Origin of the sequence: Burkholderia sp. AU33545, assembly GCF_020419685.1 — a bacterium.
Taxonomy (GTDB): domain Bacteria; phylum Pseudomonadota; class Gammaproteobacteria; order Burkholderiales; family Burkholderiaceae; genus Burkholderia; species Burkholderia diffusa.
Genome location: NZ_JAIZRQ010000008.1, coordinates 41,179 through 56,633, shown reverse-complemented (window position 1 = coordinate 56,633; position 15,455 = coordinate 41,179). Strand labels below are relative to the sequence as shown.

The following is a 15,455-nucleotide window of genomic DNA, read 5'->3' as shown; positions in this document are numbered from 1 at the left end:
GGGCGAGCACGCGGCGGAACCGGCGCCGCGCGGCTCGGGCTCAAGTGCCACTCGGCCGATGCGCGTCTTCGCCGAGGAACCGGTGCACGAACGTCACGGCCATCGCCCCTTCGCCGACCGCCGACGCCACCCGCTTGACCGAACCCGAGCGCACATCGCCCGCCGCGAACGAACCGGGCACACTCGTTTCCAGATAGTAAGGCCGGCGCTCGAGCGGCCACACGCGCTCGAATGCCGGGCAGTCGTACAGGTCGCTGCCGGTCACCAGATAGCCGCCCGGATTGCGGATGATGTTCGTATCCCGGGCCCATTCGGTGTTCGGCGCACCGCCGATGCAGACGAACAGGTGCGTCGCCGGCAGCACTTCGCTTGCACCGTCTTCCGAACGAATCACGATCGCTTCGAGCCGGCCGTCGCCGTGCAGCGCGTCGACGGTCGAGCCGTACCGCACCGTCACGTTCGGCATGCGCTCGATCCGGTCGATCAGGTAGCGCGACAGCGTCGCCGCCAGCGATGCGCCCCGGACGATCATCGTGACTTCGCGCGCGTGCCGCGCGAAGTTCATCGCGGCCTGCCCCGCCGAATTGCCGCCGCCGACGATGAACACGTGCTTGCCTTCGCACATCGGCGCTTCGCTCGACCCCGCGCCGTAGAACAGCCCGGCGTTGAGAAACTTCTGTTCGTCGGGCAGGCCGAGACTGCGGTATTCGATCCCGGTCGCGCAGATGTTCGAGCGCGCGGTCAGGATCGAGCCATCGGCCAGGTCGACGCGAATTTTTCCGTCGACGAACGTCGCGTGCACGCCCTCGCGCATCATCAGCAGTTCGACGCCGAACTTCACCGCCTGCTGGCGCGCGCGCTCGGCCAGCTCGGCGCCCGGAATGCCCTCCGGGAACCCCATGTAATTCTCGATCAGCGAACTCGTGCCCGCCTGCCCGCCGATCGCATCGCGTTCGATCACGACGGCCCGCAGCCCTTCCGACGCCGCGTAGACGGCCGCCGACAGGCCGGCCGGACCGGCGCCGTAAATCGATACGTCGTACTCGATGAAACGCGGCCGGGCGACCCAGCCGAGCTTGGCGGCAATCTCCGGCAGCGTCGGCTGGAAAATGCACGAGCCGTCCGGAAAAATGACGGCCGGCAACCGGATGTCGCGCAGCGGCGCGATGCCCAGCTCGCGCACGCAATCGGTGTCGGACGTCAACTCGCACCATTCGTACTCGACCACGCCGCGCTTCAGGAAGTCGCGGATTGCGTAGGCTTCCTTGCTGTTCGGCAAGCCGATTACCTTGACATGCTGCGACTGAGTCATAAGCGCCTCCCGATGATCGCCATGTCGGATTCCGGCCGGATGTCGCACCGGCCGCACTCGTGACTGTACGTCCTCCCTGCCCTCCGGGCCGACACGCTTAACAAGAATTAAGGTCCGCTCGCGACGCGACCGTCCACAATGAACCGTATCCAACTCCGCTCGCAGCTTCGCGCCGGCCGCGCCGCGAGCGATCTCCGGCGCCGGCATTGGAGCGGAAGATGGCCACGACCTGCACCCATCTCGGTGAAGCACGCATCCTGACCACCGATAAGGACTACTGCGAGGAATGCGTGAAGTCCGGCAGCCGGTGGGTGCATTTGCGCCTGTGCCTGACCTGCGGGCACGTCGGCTGTTGCGACTCGTCGCCGAACCGCCACGCCAGCCGTCATTTCCACGAAACGACTCACCCACTGGCGCGTTCGATCGAGCCCGGCGAGCGCTGGGTCTGGTGCTATGCGGACGACGTCATGGCCGGCGAAATCGCGTCGTAGCGCACCGCGCACCGGCATCCGGCACCGTTTCGGGCCTAGGGTTAACACGATTCGATTGCGGCTTCTTCTCACCGCTTTTTTCGACTAGTATTTATCGAACGATAACTTATCTTTCGATAAACAAGAGGTTCGCCATGCCAGTATCCCGACTCGCGCACTACTCGATCCGCACGCTCGATCTCGAGAAATCGTGCCGCTTCTACGAACGTGTGCTCGGCTTCAAACGCGGCTATCGCCCGCCGTTCGACTTTCCCGGCGCATGGCTCTACAAGGGCGGCGACGAAGCCGATTTCGGCACGGTCCACATCATCGGCGTCGATCCGGCGAACCCCGACGGGCTCGCGGCCTATCTCGGCGCCAAGGATCTGCCCGCAACGGGCACCGGAACCGTCGACCACATCGCGTTCCTCGCGACCGGCGTCGAGGCGATGTGGGACACGCTGCGTGCCGAAAACGTCGCGTGGCGCGACCGCACGGTGCCGGGCCTCGGGCTGCACCAGGTCTTCATCGAGGATCCGTCCGGCGTGACGATCGAGCTCAACTTCCCTGCCGCCGAGGTCGCGGGCCTGGAACTTCCCGCCGCCGCTGCATCGGCCGGCAACTCCCGTGGAGACTGACATGAACAACAGCACTTCGACGAATCGCAAGGCCGCCATCATCGGCGGTTCGCTGGGCGGGCTGTTTGCCGCGAATCTGCTGCTGCGCAACGGCTGGGACGTGGATGTGTTCGAACGCGTGCCCGAGGCGCTCTCGGGCCGCGGCGCCGGCATCGTCACGCACCCGGAACTGTTCGACGTGATGCTCGCCGCGGGCGTGCGCATCGACGCATCGATCGGCGTGAAGGTCGAATCGCGCATCACGCTGGCCGCAGACGGCACCGTGGAGTCGGAACGCAGGCTGCCGCAGACGCTCACCGCGTGGAGCAAGATGTACCACGTGCTGCGCGCCGCGCTGCCCGACCAGCATTACCACTCGGGCGGCGTCGTCACCGATGTCGCGGACGGACCGGATCGCGCATCGGTCACGCTGTCCGACGGCTCGATCGTGCATGCCGATCTCGTGATCGCGGCCGACGGATTCCGCTCCGCGATCCGCGAGAAATTCCTGCCGGATGCGCAATTGCAGTACGCGGGCTACGTCGCCTGGCGCGGGCTGGTCAACGAAGCCGACCTGTCGGACGCGACCCACGCGACGCTGTTCGATAAATTCGCGTTCGGCCTGCCGCCGCACGAGCAGATCCTCGGCTATCCGGTCGCCGGCCAGGGCAACAGCACGAAACCCGGCGAGCGCCGCTACAACTTCGTCTGGTATCGCGCGACTCGCGAAGCGTCCGACCTGCCGAACCTGCTGACCGACGAGACCGGCAAGCTGTGGGCGGGCGGCATTCCACCGACGCTGATCCGGCGCGACGTCCTCGCCGAGCTGGAAGACGCGGCGCACGCGCTGCTTGCGCCGCAGTTCGCCGAGGTCGTGGCGCGCGCGACGCAACCGCTGTTCCAGCCGATCTACGACCTCGAAGTGCCGAACATGGCGTTCGGCCGGATCGCGCTGCTCGGCGACGCCGCGTTCGTCGCGCGGCCGCATTGCGGAATGGGCGTCACGAAAGCCGCCGGCGATGCGCTTGCGCTCGTCACGGCGCTCGCCACGCGCACCGACACGCTCGACGCGCTGTGCGAATACAGCGAAACGCGCACGGCATTCGGTGCCGCGATCGTGCAGCACGCGCGCCACCTCGGCGCCTACATGCAGGCGCAACTGAAGAACGACACCGAACGCGAAATGGCCGAGCGCTATCGCACGCCGGAAGTCGTGATGCGGGAAACCGCCGTTCCGCCGCATTTCTGATCGGGCACGGGCGCGGCGTGCGCGACGCGCGGCGCCCTCTGCCCGTTGCCCGGCCCGGATACCCAAACCAAAAGGAGACACCGTGAACCACCCCATTCCGGCTGCCGCCGGCACCGCGCCCGACCTGGACGCGCCGGCGCAGGCCACGCATCCGCTGCTGCGCGATGCCCGCTTTCGCGATCTCGTCAGGCGCAGAAGGCTGTTCGCCTGGTCGCTGACACTCGTCATGCTCACCCTCTATTTCGCGTTCATCCTGACGCTGGCGTTTTCGCCGACGCTGCTCGGACAGCCGATCGTGCCGGGCCGGCCTACGCCATGGGGCATCCCGATCGGGTTCGGCATCTTCGTCGTCACGTTCGCACTGGTCGCGCTTTACGTGTATCGGGCCAATTCGGCATACGACACGATCGTCGCATCCATTCGTCACGGAGGCGATCAATGAAACGCCTGCTCCTCGCATCGATCTTCTTCGTCGTCGCCGCCGGCGCGGCACCGGCATTCGCGGCCGGCCCCGCGGCGCTTGCGCACGGGCACAATCCGGTCGCGATTGGCATGTTCCTGCTGTTCGTCGCGTCGACGCTTTTCATCACGCGCTGGGCCGCGCGCAAGAACCACAGCGTGGCCGACCACTACGCCGCGGGCGGCAAGATCACCGCGTTCCAGAACGGCTGGGCGATCGCCGGCGACTACATGTCGGCGGCGTCGCTGCTCGGCATCTCCGCGCTGGTGTTCACGAGCGGCTACGACGGCCTGATCTATTCGGTCGGCTTTCTCGCGAGCTGGCCGATCATCCTGTTCCTGATCGCCGAGCCGCTGCGTAACCTCGGCAAGTACACGCTCGCCGACGTCGTGTCCTATCGCCTCCGGCAACGGCCGATCCGCGCGTTCGCGGCCTCGAGCTCGATCGTCATCGTGCTGCTGTATCTCGTGTCGCAGATGGTCGGCGCCGGCAAGCTGGTCGAGCTGCTGTTCGGCCTGAACTACACGGTCGCGGTGCTGTTCGTCGGCGTGCTGATGGTCGTCTACGTGTTCTTCGGCGGGATGCTGGCGACGACCTGGATCCAGATCATCAAGGCCGTGCTGCTGCTCGCCGGTGCGGCCTTCATGGCGATCATGGTGCTGAGCCGTTTCGGCTTCAGCCTCGATGCGCTGTTCGCGCAGGCGATTCTCGTCCATCCGAAACACGCGGCGATCATGCGCCCCGGCGGCCTGGTATCCGATCCGGTCTCGGCCGTGTCGCTCGGCCTCGCGCTGATCTTCGGCACGGCGGGCCTGCCGCACATCCTGATGCGCTTCTTCACGGTCGGCGACGTCAAGGCGGCCCGCAAGAGCATCCTCTATGCGACCGGCATCGTCGGCGCCGGCTACGTGCTGATCATCATCATCGGCTTCGGCACCATCGCGCTCGTGGCGTCGGACCCGCAATACCACGACGCGTCCGGCGCGATCGCGGGCGGCGCGAACATGGTGGCGATCCATCTCGCGCATGCGGTCGGCGGCAACGTGTTCCTCGGTTTCATCTGCGCGGTCGCGTTCTCGACCATTCTGGCCGTGGTCGCCGGACTGACGCTCGCGGGTTCGTCGGCGATCTCGCACGACCTCTATGCGAACGTGCTGCGTCGCGGTCAGGCGTCCGATCGTGAGGAAATGCGCGTGGCCCGCGGGACGACCCTGGTACTCGGCGTGCTCGCGATCCTGCTCGGCATCGCGTTCGAGAAGCAGAACATCGCGTTCATCGTCAGCCTCACGTTCTCGATCGCGGCAAGCTCGAATTTTCCCGTGCTGCTGCTCTCGATCTACTGGCGCGCCCTGACGACGCGCGGCGCGGTGCTGGGCGGCCTGACCGGGCTCGCGACCGCCGTCACGCTGACCGTGCTGAGCCCGACCGTCTGGGTGCAGGTGCTCGGTCATGCGCATGCGGTCTATCCGTACGAATATCCGGCGCTGTTCTCGATGGCGGCGGCGTTCCTCGGCGTCGTCCTGTTCTCCGTGACCGATCGCTCGGCCCGTGCGCAACGAGAGCGCGCGCAGTTCGACACGCAGCTCGTCGCATGCGAAATGGGCACGACGCAACGCGGCTGATCCGCGCGATCCGAAAAATCGATATCCCATAGGAAACCACACGATGAATTGCACCTGCTGCATGTCGCCGGCGCGGCGCCGCCTGCTCGGCGCGTTTGCCGCGCTCGCCGGTACGGCCGTCGCCGGACGCCCCGCATCGGCGGCCGACACCGCGAGCGCACCTGCCGCCGTGCCGCCGCACCGGCCCCGTTCGATCGACATCCACGCGCACTACTACCCGGAGAGCTTTTGCGACCTGGTCGGCGGCGAAGGCAAGCGCTTCGGCGGCGCGTTCACGTGCGACGATGCGTCGTTCACGTTCCGGACGCCCGCCGGCGGCCTCGGGCCGCTGCCGATGAAGTTCATCGACGTCGACGCGCGGCTCAAGGACATGGACGCATCCGGCGTCGACGTCCAGGCGCTGTCGCTCAGCGTGCCGATGGCGTACTGGGGCGACCGGCCGTTCAACGCGAAGCTCGCACGCGACTGGAATTCGGCCGCGTCGCGCGTCTACCAGCGGCACCCGACGCGTTTCGTCGTCCTCGCGACGCTGCCGATGCTGAACGCGACCGATGCGATCGACGAACTCGAGCGCGCGGCGCAGTTGCCGGGCGTGCGCGGCGTGTACATGGGCACCAACATCGACAACCGAGATCTCGACGATCCGCTGTTCGCGCCGGTGTTCGCGCGTATCGAGCAACTGGGCCTGCCCGTGTTCCTGCATCCGCAGCAAACGGTCGGCGGCGCGCGGCTCGGCGATTTCTACCTGAGCAACCTGCTCGGCAATCCGTTCGATACGGCGATCGCGGGCTCGCACCTGATCCTGGGCGGCGTGCTCGACCGCCACCCGACCCTGCACGTCACGCTGCCGCACGCGGGCGGCGCGTTGCCGATCCTCGTCGGGCGCCTCGACGCGGGCTGGACCGCCCGCCCCGAAACGCGCCGGCTCGCGCAAAAGCCCAGCAGCTATCTGCGGCGCTTCAGCTATGACACGGTGTCTCATTCGGGCCCCGTGCTGAACTTCCTGATGGAGAACGTCGGGGTCGACCGGCTCGTGCTCGGCAGCGACTACTGTTTCGACATGGGTTACGAGCAACCGGTCCGCTTTCTCGACCGCCTCGACCTGACGGCGGAACAGCGTTCGATGATCCTCGGCGGCAACGCGGGCAAGCTGCTGAGGATCTAGCGCGAACGTTCCGACCGGCGTTGCGTGGGCGTCGGACGACGCCTGCACGCTCGGCGCAGCCCGTTGCCGGACATGGCATCATCCGGCGAACCGTGAGGACTGGCGTGCGACGCTACGCATCACGAAAGCCGGCCGGCAATGCACGCCGCAATTCGAACACGGGAGTCACGCACGATGAAGATAGTCATTGCAGGCGGTTCGATCGCAGGCCTCGCGGCCGCGCTGACGCTCGATTGCATCGGGCACGACGTCACGGTCTGCGAGCGTTCGCGCACGCCGCTGCGCGGCCAGGGCGGCGGCGTGGCCGTGCTGCGACGCATGATGTCGTTTCTCGAACAGCATGGACGCCATTGCCGCCAGATGATCAGCGTGCCGACGCATCGGCGGCGCTGGATCGATCGCGACGGCATCGTCACGCGCGACGAACCCGAAATGCTGCCGTTCTCGTCGTGGGACGCCGTCTATCGCTCCCTGTGCGAGACGCTGCCGCGCGGGCGCATCCACTACGGCCGCACGGTCACCGGTTTCGACCAGGACGCGGACGGTGTCGACGTGCACGTCGACGACGAACGCATTCGCGCGGACGTGCTGATTGCCGCCGACGGTTCCGGTTCGAACCTGCGCGCGCGTATCTTCCCCGGCTATACGCCATCGTTTGCCGGTTACCTCGCGTGGCGCGGCATCGTCGACGAAGCCGATTTCGACGCCGCCGCGATCGCATCGCTGGTCGAGAACATGACGCTGCACAAGGCGCCGGGCGAGCTGTTCATGGCGTTCCTGATTCCCTCGCTCGACGGCTCGCTCGCGCCGGGCGCGCGCCGCTTCAACTGGCTGTGGTATCGCAACGAAGCCGATCCCGACGCGCTGCGCCGCCACCTGACCGATCGGAACGGCCACGTTCATCACGCGTCCGTGCATCCGGGGCAGCTTGCCGACGACACCATCGCGACGCTGCGGCAACTCGCCGTCGAACGGCTGCCTGCTTCCCTGTCGCAACTGGTGCTCGCGACGCGCGCGCCATTCAACCAGGCGATTGTCGACGCATTGAGCCCCGGCTTCGTCGACGGCCGCGTCGCGCTGATCGGCGACGCGGCCTGCACCGTGCGCCCCCATACGGCGTCCGGCACGTCGAAGGCGGCGAGCGATGCCGTGTCGCTCGCCGAAGCGCTGCCGGCTGACGCGACCGACGTCATCGCGCGCCTCGCGCAATGGTCGACGCGGCGGCGCGAGGAAGTGACGTCGCTGCTCGACAAGGGTCCGCAACTTGCCGCGGCGTTCGGTCTCGGCACGCCGCGCTGACGCATGAATGCAAGCGCCGGAACGGTTCGTGCGCCCGTTCAGAACGTTTCAGCGCAGCTTCAGGAAAAGGCGTCGGCGCCCGCGTAGACTGCCTCCACCAACGAGCGCGCCGGCCACGGCCCGCGCGCGGTCCCCATCCCTGGAGTAACGACATGATCTCCGCCGCGAATCGCTGCCGCCGAGCAGGCCCGTCATGGCCGAATCGATCGGCGATGCCGCACCGCCAGCCGGCGGCGCCGACCGGAACGACCGTCGCGAGCGCACGCACGCCGGGCCGCACATGTGGGTCCGTCCGACTCGGCAACCGGATCTGCGGTACCGCGTGCAATCGTCACGAGAACGCACGCGGCCGACGCGCCGTCCATTGCCCCGCCTGTCGAATGACGCCGGATGAACCGGTCCGCATGGAGCGCGCATGAAGCACAAACGACTCTGGTTCAGTGCGGCAGGCATCGCGATCATCGGCCTGGCGGCCGCGATCGGCATCATGTATCGGCCGTCGATCGCGCCGATCGATCCGCCGGCCCGCGCGTCGTTCGATCCGCAACTGATCAAGGCCGGCGCACGCGTGGTCGCGCTGGGCGACTGCATCGTCTGCCACACCGCGAAGGACGGCAAGCCGTTCGCCGGCGGGCTGCCGCTCGCGACGCCGTTCGGCACGATCTATGCGACCAACATCACGCCGGATGCGGACACCGGCATCGGCCGCTGGTCGCAGGCCGCCTTCGCGCGCGCGCTGCGCAGCGGCATCGCCCGCGACGGCCATCCGCTCTACCCGGCCTTTCCGTACATTCACTTCACGCGGATGTCCGACCAGGACATCGCGGCCGCATACGCGTACCTGATGACACGCGAACCGGTTCAAGCGAAGTCGCCGGCGAACGACCTGATCTTCCCGCTCAACTTCCGGCCGCTGGTCGCGTTCTGGAACATCCTGTTCCTGCGCGAAGGCGCGTACCAGCCGGACCCGTCGCAATCCGCGCAATGGAATCGCGGCAAGCTGCTCGTCGACGGCCTCGGACACTGCGCGTCGTGCCATTCGCCGCTCAACGCGATCGGTGGCGAGGAAGCAGGCAAGGCGTTCGACGGCGGCATCGTCGACGGCTGGGAAGCCCCGCCGCTCAATACGCTCGGCAACGCGGTCCACCCGTGGACGCAAGCGCAACTGGTCACGTACCTGCGCACCGGCCGCGCGAGCGAGCATGGCGCAGCCGCCGGACCGATGCTGCCCGTCACGCGCGATCTCGCGACGGTGCCGGTCGAGGATGTCGAGGCCATCGCGGCCTATATCCTGTCGATCCAGAAGCCGGCCGCCGCACGGCCCGCGACGACCGTCGCCGAACGCCATGCGACGACACCTGCCGGCCAGCGCGGCGCGGTGCTGTTCCAGGCGTCGTGCGCGCAGTGCCACGGGCCGGCATCGCCGATGCAGTCGATCGGCGAGCGGCCGACGCTCGCGTTCAGCACGGCGATCGCCGCCGACACGCCGCGCAACGCGATCCAGATGATGTTCAACGGGATCGGCTGGCATGGCGAGGACACGCTGAACTACATGCCGTCCTACATCGACCAGTACGACGACGCGCAGATCGCGGACCTCGCCGCATACATCCGCGAGACGTACTCCGATCGCCCCGCGTGGAGCGGCATCGACACCCTTGCCGCGAAGCTCAGAAAGGAGGACCGCACGCAATGATCATCCTCACCGTGAATGGCGTGCGGCACACGCTCGACATCGATCCGTCCACGCCGCTGCTTTACGCGCTGCGCAACGACCTGCACCTGCACGGCGCGAAGTTCGGCTGCGGCCTCGGGCAATGCGGCGCGTGCACCGTGATCGTCGACGACAAGCCGATGTTCTCGTGCCTGATCCCGGTGGCCGCGCTCGGCGAGCGCCGCGTCAGGACCATCGAAAGCCTCGGCACCGCCGAGCATCCGGGCAAGCTTCAGCAGGCATTCATCGATCATCAGGCGGCGCAGTGCGGTTATTGCATCGCGGGCATGATCATGCGCGCGCAGGCGCTGCTGGAACGCAACCCGAAACCGACCGAACGCGAGCTGCGCACGCACATGGAACCGAACCTGTGCCGTTGCGGCACCCACATGCGGATCCTGGCGGCCGTGCGCCAGGTCGCCGGGCTGCCGGAGCCGGAACCGTCTGCCGCGCCCGTCATGATCAATAAGGAAATCTGATGAACGCACCCGACGACATCGACGAAGGCCGCCGGCACTTCATGGTTTCCGGTGCGCTCTTCGTCGCGTTCACCCTCGCGCCGGCCGCGCGCGCGCTCGCCGAGGTCGTGATCGCGGACGAAGGCGCCGCCGTCCACGTCGCCAAGGCCACCGAAACGCTGGCCGGCAGCCTGAAGACCAACCCGCTGCTGGACGCGTGGATCAAGATCGCGCCCGACGGCAAGGTCACCGTGTTTACCGGCAAGGTCGAGCTCGGCACCGGCGTGCGCACCGCATTGCTGCAGGTGGCCGCCGAGGAGCTGAACATGAAGCCCTCGCTGATCACGTTCCTGACCGCCGACACCGGCGCGTCGCCCGACGAAGGCCTGACGGCCGGCAGCCACACGATGGCGGACAGCGGCTCCGCGTTGCTGAACGCCGCCGCGCAGGTGCGCGGGCTGCTGGTCGACGGCGCCGCGAAGCAGTTCGGCGTCGATCCGCGCACGCTGACCGTCGCGGATGCCGTCATCAAGGCGCCGGACGGCCGCACGATGCGCTACGCCGACGCGGTGCGTACCGTCGACCTGCACCGCAACGCCACGCCGACGTCGCCGCTGAAACCGCCGGCCACGTTCGCCGTGATCGGCACGTCGCTGCCGCGTGTGGACATTCCGAACAAGGTCACGGGCGGCGTCAGCTACGTGCAGGACATGGACCTGCCCGGCATGCTGCATGCGCGCGTCGTGATGCCGCCGGTGTACGACGCGAAACTGCTGTCGTTCGACGAAGCCGCGATCCTGAAGATGCCCGGTGTCGTGCGGATCGTGCGCAACGGCAGCATGCTCGCGGTCGTCGCGCAGGGCGAATGGCAGGCGGTCGTCGCGCAGCGCGCGCTGTCCGCCGGCTGCCGCTGGTCGCCTGGCCGGGCGCTGCCCGATCGCGCGACGGTCCACGCGGACCTGAAGCGGATCGCGACACAGCGCATCGAGATCGCCAACACGCATGCGCAAGCCGCGCCGGCGACGAAGACGCTCTCCGCCACGTTTTTGAAGAACTATCTGCTGCACGGCTCGATCGGGCCGTCCTGCTCGGTCGCCCATCTCGAGAACGGCACACTGACCGTGTGGACCCACTCACAGGGCGTTTATCCGCTGCGCGACGCGCTCGCCGAGATGCTGTCGATGCCGAAGGCGAACGTGCGCTGCATCCACACCGAGGGCTCCGGCTGCTACGGACACAACGGTGCGGACGACGCGGCCGCGCATGCGGCGCTGATCGCGGCCGCGATGCCCGGCAAGCCGATTCGCGTCCAGTGGATGCGCGAGCAGGAACATACGTGGGACCACTTCACGCCGGCGATGATCACCGAGCTCAGCGCGTCGCTCGACGCGAGCGGCCGCATCGTCGACTGGAACTACGCGCTGTGGAGCAGCTCGCACAACGAGCGCATCGTCAACGCCGGCCGGCTGCTGCCCGCGCGGATGCTCGAACCGCCGTTCGTCTCCGCGCCGTCGACGCCGATGCTGCAGCCCGAGGGCGGCGGCGATCGCAACGCGATCCCGCTGTACGCGCTGCCGAACATGCACATCGTCAACAACTTCTCGCCGACGATGCCGCTGCAGACGTCGGCGATGCGCTCGCTCGGCGCGCACACGAACGTCTGGGCGATCGAAAGCTTCATGGACGAGCTGGCGCACGCCGCCGGCGTCGATCCGGTCGAATTCAGGCTGCGCCACATGCAGGATCACCGCGCGAGCCAGGTGATCCAGCTCGCCGCGACGAAATTCGGCTGGCCGCGGCCGCCGCGTGCACGCAATCGCGGCGTCGGCTTTGCGTTCGGCAAATACAAGAACCTGATGGCCTACGTCGCGATCGCGGTCGAGGTGTCGGTCGTTCCGGAAACCGGCCAGGTGACGCTCGAACGTGCGGAAGCGGCCGTCGACGCCGGCCAGATCGTATCGCCCGACGGCATTCGCAACCAGATCGAGGGTGGCATCATCCAGTCCGCGAGCTGGACGCTGTACGAGGCATTGAAATACGATACGCAACGCGTGCGCAGCTTCGACTGGAGCAGCTATCCGATTCTCCGCTTCGGCGCCGCACCGCAAAGCATCAAGGTGCATCTGATCAATCGTCCGGGCGCACCGTTCCTCGGCGCGGCCGAGGCGTCGATGGGGCCGACCGCGGGCGCGCTGGCCAACGCGATCTTCGACGCGACCGGCCAGCGCCTGCGCGAAATGCCGTTTGCCGGTGAAGGGCTCAGGAAACGCATCGACGCGTAGCGGCATCACACGACCACAACAAATCGCGCCGGCACGAACCGGCGCGGGCAACAAACAGGCTGGAGATTTCTGAACGATGGATACCTTGCTTTCGATGCGCGTGTTTACGCGTATCGTCGAGACGGGCAGCTTCACGCGCGCGTCGGACACGACCGGACTCACGACGCCGCGGGTGTCCGCGCTGCTGAGCACGCTCGAACAGCATCTCGGCTGCCGGCTGCTGAACCGGACGACGCGCCGGATTTCGCTGACCGAGGACGGGCAGGCCTATTACGAACGCTGCGTCGGCGTGCTGCGCGAGATCGACGACATGGAAGCGGCCGTCTCGCAGGCGCGCAACGTGCCGCGCGGCCGGCTGAAAGTGAACCTGCCGCCGGCCATGGCCAAGCAGATCATGGTACCCGCCCTGCCCGAGTTTCTCGCCGCCCATCCGGGCATCTCGATCGAGCTCGGCGTGACGGATCGCCAGATCGATCTCGTCGGCGAGGGTGTCGATTGCGTCGTGCGGATCGGCGCGCTCGACGATTCAGGGTTGGTTGCGAAACGGATCGGCAGCCTGACGACCTGCACGTGCGCGGCCCCCGCGTATCTCGAACGATGCGGCGCACCCGAGACTGTGGACGATCTCGCGCAGCACGTCGCGGTCAGCCACATCTCGGCCGATACGGGCCGCCCGCGGTCCTGGGACTACGTCGTCGACGGCGAAACGCGGATCATCCAGATGTGCGGCACGGTCGCGGTCAACGACGCCGACACCTACATCGCGGCCGGCGTCGCGGGCATCGGCCTGATCAAGACCTCGCTGTACCTGGTCGAGCCGTATCTGCAATCGGGGCGCCTGCGCGAGGTGCTGACCGATTTCAACACGCCGCCCCGGCCGATCTCGATCCTCTATCCGCCGAATCGGCATACGCCCGTCAAGCTCAAGGTCTTCGTCGACTGGCTCGCGGGGCTGTTCGCGCAGATTCCGACGTTGCAGGGCAAGCGCGGTTGAAGCCGGTAGTCGAAACCCGCCGTTGAAACCGATCGTCCGCGCCGCCGCGCGCACCACATGAATCAAGTGAATTAAGACGCGGTTTAGGACTATTCAGTCCGGTCGATCCAGACTGCTCTCATCGGGCTTCGCGATCCGCGACATCCGCGCCGGAGGCCCGTTTCGAGAGGCGCATCATGAAGATCGCGATCGCCGGCGGTTCCATCGGCGGCCTGGCCGCCGCCGTCACGCTGAATGGCATCGGCCACGATGTCGTCGTCCACGAGTGCCGCGACCGGCCGTTGCCCGACCCCGGCGGCGGTCTCGCCGACGCCGGCGTGCGGTTCGCGACCGATCTCGGCCTCGCCGCCCACGCATGAACCCGCCCACGGTCCGCCCCCTTTGCGTGCCGCGCAATGCTCGATTGCGTCCCGGACGTATTCCCTTGTTATCGATCGATCAATAATCTTGACGGCAATGCGGCTGCTTCCGCTTCGCCGCGACGGCAATCGTAACGCCCGCCCGATGAACGGGCACCCGACATCTCTTTTCAAGGAGTCGACCATGTCAGCAGAATCCACCCCGGTTGCGGCCCACGGGCACGCGGCCAAGCTCACGCAGGGCCTCATCCTGCTGTTCGCGTTCAGTTGCGGCGCGATCGTCGCGAACCTGTATTACGCGCAACCGATCACCGAACTCATCGCGCCGAGCCTGCACATGTCCGGCGGAACCGCGAGCCTCATCGTGTCGCTGACGCAGATCGGCTATGCGCTCGGCCTGTTCTTCATCGTGCCGCTCGGCGACCTGCTCGAGAACCGCAAGCTGATGATCGTCACGGCCGTCGTGTCGATCGCGAGCCTCGCGGCGGCCGCGGTCGTCCAGACGCCCGGGCTGTTCCTCGCGATTTCGCTGCTGGTCGGCTTCAGCTCGGTTGCCGTCCAGATTCTGGTGCCGCTCGCCGCGCACCTCGCGCCGGATCATTCGCGCGGCCGGGTGGTCGGCACGATCATGAGCGGGCTGCTGCTCGGCATCCTGCTCGCGCGCCCGCTGTCGAGCGTGGTGGCCGACGCGTTCGGCTGGCGCTTCGTGTTCGCGGCCGCCGCCGTGCTGATGACGCTCGTGACGGCCGTGCTCGCGCTGACGATCCCGTCGCGCCAGCCCGATCATCGCGCGACCTACTTCGAACTGATCGGCTCGCTGCTGCATCTGGTCCGCACGATGCCGGTGCTGCGCCATCGCGCGTTCTACCAGGGCCTGATGTTCGCGTCGTTCAGCCTGTTCTGGACCGCCGTGCCCGTCGAGCTGACGCGTCACTACGGGCTGTCCCAATCGGCCATCGGCCTGTTCGCGCTCGTCGGTGCGATCGGCGCGACGTCGGCGCCGGTCGCGGGCCGCCTCGCGGATGCCGGCCATACCGTGCGGGCAACGCTGATCGCGCTGGTCGCCGGCACGCTGTCGTACGCGGTTGCGCTGATCCACGGCGCCGGCCTGTATGGCCTCGTCGTCACGGGCATCGTGCTCGATTTCGCAGTGCAGATGAACATGGTGCTCGGCCAGCGCGAGATCTACGCGCTGCATGCGGCGAGCCGCAACCGCCTGAACGCGCTGTACATGACGAGCATCTTCGTCGGCGGCGCGGTCGGCTCCGCGCTCGCGAGCCCGCTGTACGAGCATGGCGGCTGGCCGCTCGTCGCCGCCGTCGCCGGCGCGTTCCCGATCATTGCGCTTGCTCACTACCTCGTGATCGGGCGTCCGCACGCCGAACGCCACGCTCAAGCCTGAACCAGCGCCGGCACCGGTTCACGCGCGAATCCCGCCCGGGCCGTTCGCGCGC

The 15,455-nt window shown here is 67.6% G+C and carries 14 protein-coding genes; 13 read left to right on the top strand and 1 reads right to left on the bottom strand.

Annotated features, from left to right (window positions below; translation table 11 throughout):
* Positions 1-40: 40 nt before the first annotated feature.
* Positions 41-1,312, bottom strand: a complete 1,272-nt coding sequence (locus LGM71_RS25390) for an NAD(P)/FAD-dependent oxidoreductase (RefSeq protein ID WP_226117149.1) — start codon at positions 1,310-1,312, stop codon at positions 41-43.
* 218 nt (positions 1,313-1,530) lie between these two features.
* Here LGM71_RS25390 and LGM71_RS25385 point away from each other — a divergent pair, with 218 nt between their 5' ends.
* The 13 genes from LGM71_RS25385 to LGM71_RS25325 all read left to right on the top strand — a co-directional run bounded on the left by LGM71_RS25385 (position 1,531) and on the right by LGM71_RS25325 (position 15,403).
* Positions 1,531-1,803, top strand: coding sequence for a ubiquitin carboxyl-terminal hydrolase 14 (locus LGM71_RS25385; protein ID WP_226117147.1), 273 nt, complete (start codon positions 1,531-1,533; stop codon positions 1,801-1,803).
* Between the two features lie 134 nt (positions 1,804-1,937).
* Positions 1,938-2,420: a VOC family protein gene (locus LGM71_RS25380; RefSeq protein ID WP_226117145.1), complete on the top strand. Its 483-nt coding sequence runs from the start codon at positions 1,938-1,940 to the stop codon at positions 2,418-2,420.
* Position 2,421: 1 nt separating this feature from the next.
* Positions 2,422-3,648: an FAD binding domain-containing protein gene (locus tag LGM71_RS25375; protein ID WP_226117143.1), complete on the top strand. Its 1,227-nt coding sequence runs from the start codon at positions 2,422-2,424 to the stop codon at positions 3,646-3,648.
* Positions 3,649-3,730: 82 nt separating this feature from the next.
* Positions 3,731-4,090, top strand: coding sequence for a DUF485 domain-containing protein (locus tag LGM71_RS25370; RefSeq protein WP_226117141.1), 360 nt, complete (start codon positions 3,731-3,733; stop codon positions 4,088-4,090).
* On the top strand, positions 4,087-5,730 hold the full coding sequence (locus LGM71_RS25365; protein WP_226117139.1) for a cation acetate symporter: 1,644 nt from the start codon (positions 4,087-4,089) through the stop codon (positions 5,728-5,730). The genes LGM71_RS25370 and LGM71_RS25365 overlap by 4 nt, the downstream gene beginning before the upstream one ends.
* Positions 5,731-5,773: 43 nt before the next feature.
* Entirely contained in the window at positions 5,774-6,895 is a 1,122-nt protein-coding gene (locus LGM71_RS25360; RefSeq protein WP_226117137.1) for an amidohydrolase family protein, read from the top strand.
* A 174-nt stretch (positions 6,896-7,069) separates the two neighbouring features.
* Positions 7,070-8,194, top strand: a complete 1,125-nt coding sequence (locus tag LGM71_RS25355; protein WP_264160606.1) for an FAD-dependent monooxygenase — start codon at positions 7,070-7,072, stop codon at positions 8,192-8,194.
* A 415-nt stretch (positions 8,195-8,609) separates the two neighbouring features.
* Positions 8,610-9,890 (top strand): c-type cytochrome, encoded by a 1,281-nt coding sequence (locus tag LGM71_RS25350; protein WP_226117133.1) that lies wholly within the window; start codon positions 8,610-8,612, stop codon positions 9,888-9,890.
* Positions 9,887-10,387, top strand: coding sequence for a (2Fe-2S)-binding protein (locus LGM71_RS25345; protein ID WP_226117131.1), 501 nt, complete (start codon positions 9,887-9,889; stop codon positions 10,385-10,387). The genes LGM71_RS25350 and LGM71_RS25345 overlap by 4 nt, the downstream gene beginning before the upstream one ends.
* A complete protein-coding gene (locus LGM71_RS25340; RefSeq protein WP_226117129.1) occupies positions 10,387-12,648 on the top strand; it encodes a xanthine dehydrogenase family protein molybdopterin-binding subunit in 2,262 nt (753 codons plus the stop codon). Before LGM71_RS25345 ends, LGM71_RS25340 begins: the two co-directional genes overlap by 1 nt.
* A gap of 76 nt (positions 12,649-12,724) precedes the next feature.
* On the top strand, positions 12,725-13,642 hold the full coding sequence (locus LGM71_RS25335; protein WP_059606109.1) for a LysR family transcriptional regulator: 918 nt from the start codon (positions 12,725-12,727) through the stop codon (positions 13,640-13,642).
* A gap of 176 nt (positions 13,643-13,818) precedes the next feature.
* On the top strand, positions 13,819-14,001 hold the full coding sequence (locus LGM71_RS25330) for a hypothetical protein (RefSeq protein ID WP_226117121.1): 183 nt from the start codon (positions 13,819-13,821) through the stop codon (positions 13,999-14,001).
* Between the two features lie 184 nt (positions 14,002-14,185).
* Positions 14,186-15,403 carry an MFS transporter gene (locus LGM71_RS25325; RefSeq protein ID WP_226117119.1) on the top strand — a complete coding sequence of 406 codons (1,218 nt, stop codon included), beginning with the start codon at positions 14,186-14,188 and terminating at the stop codon, positions 15,401-15,403.
* The last annotated feature ends 52 nt before the right edge of the window (positions 15,404-15,455 follow it).

Coding starts and splice junctions, on each gene's coding strand:
- LGM71_RS25390 (WP_226117149.1), bottom strand. CDS start 1,312: ATGACTCAGTCGCAGCATGTCAAGGTAATCGGCTTGCCGAACAGCAAG.
- LGM71_RS25385 (WP_226117147.1), top strand. CDS start 1,531: ATGGCCACGACCTGCACCCATCTCGGTGAAGCACGCATCCTGACCACC.
- LGM71_RS25380 (WP_226117145.1), top strand. CDS start 1,938: ATGCCAGTATCCCGACTCGCGCACTACTCGATCCGCACGCTCGATCTC.
- LGM71_RS25375 (WP_226117143.1), top strand. CDS start 2,422: ATGAACAACAGCACTTCGACGAATCGCAAGGCCGCCATCATCGGCGGT.
- LGM71_RS25365 (WP_226117139.1), top strand. CDS start 4,087: ATGAAACGCCTGCTCCTCGCATCGATCTTCTTCGTCGTCGCCGCCGGC.
- LGM71_RS25360 (WP_226117137.1), top strand. CDS start 5,774: ATGAATTGCACCTGCTGCATGTCGCCGGCGCGGCGCCGCCTGCTCGGC.
- LGM71_RS25355 (WP_264160606.1), top strand. CDS start 7,070: ATGAAGATAGTCATTGCAGGCGGTTCGATCGCAGGCCTCGCGGCCGCG.
- LGM71_RS25350 (WP_226117133.1), top strand. CDS start 8,610: ATGAAGCACAAACGACTCTGGTTCAGTGCGGCAGGCATCGCGATCATC.
- LGM71_RS25345 (WP_226117131.1), top strand. CDS start 9,887: ATGATCATCCTCACCGTGAATGGCGTGCGGCACACGCTCGACATCGAT.
- LGM71_RS25340 (WP_226117129.1), top strand. CDS start 10,387: ATGAACGCACCCGACGACATCGACGAAGGCCGCCGGCACTTCATGGTT.
- LGM71_RS25335 (WP_059606109.1), top strand. CDS start 12,725: ATGGATACCTTGCTTTCGATGCGCGTGTTTACGCGTATCGTCGAGACG.
- LGM71_RS25330 (WP_226117121.1), top strand. CDS start 13,819: ATGAAGATCGCGATCGCCGGCGGTTCCATCGGCGGCCTGGCCGCCGCC.
- LGM71_RS25325 (WP_226117119.1), top strand. CDS start 14,186: ATGTCAGCAGAATCCACCCCGGTTGCGGCCCACGGGCACGCGGCCAAG.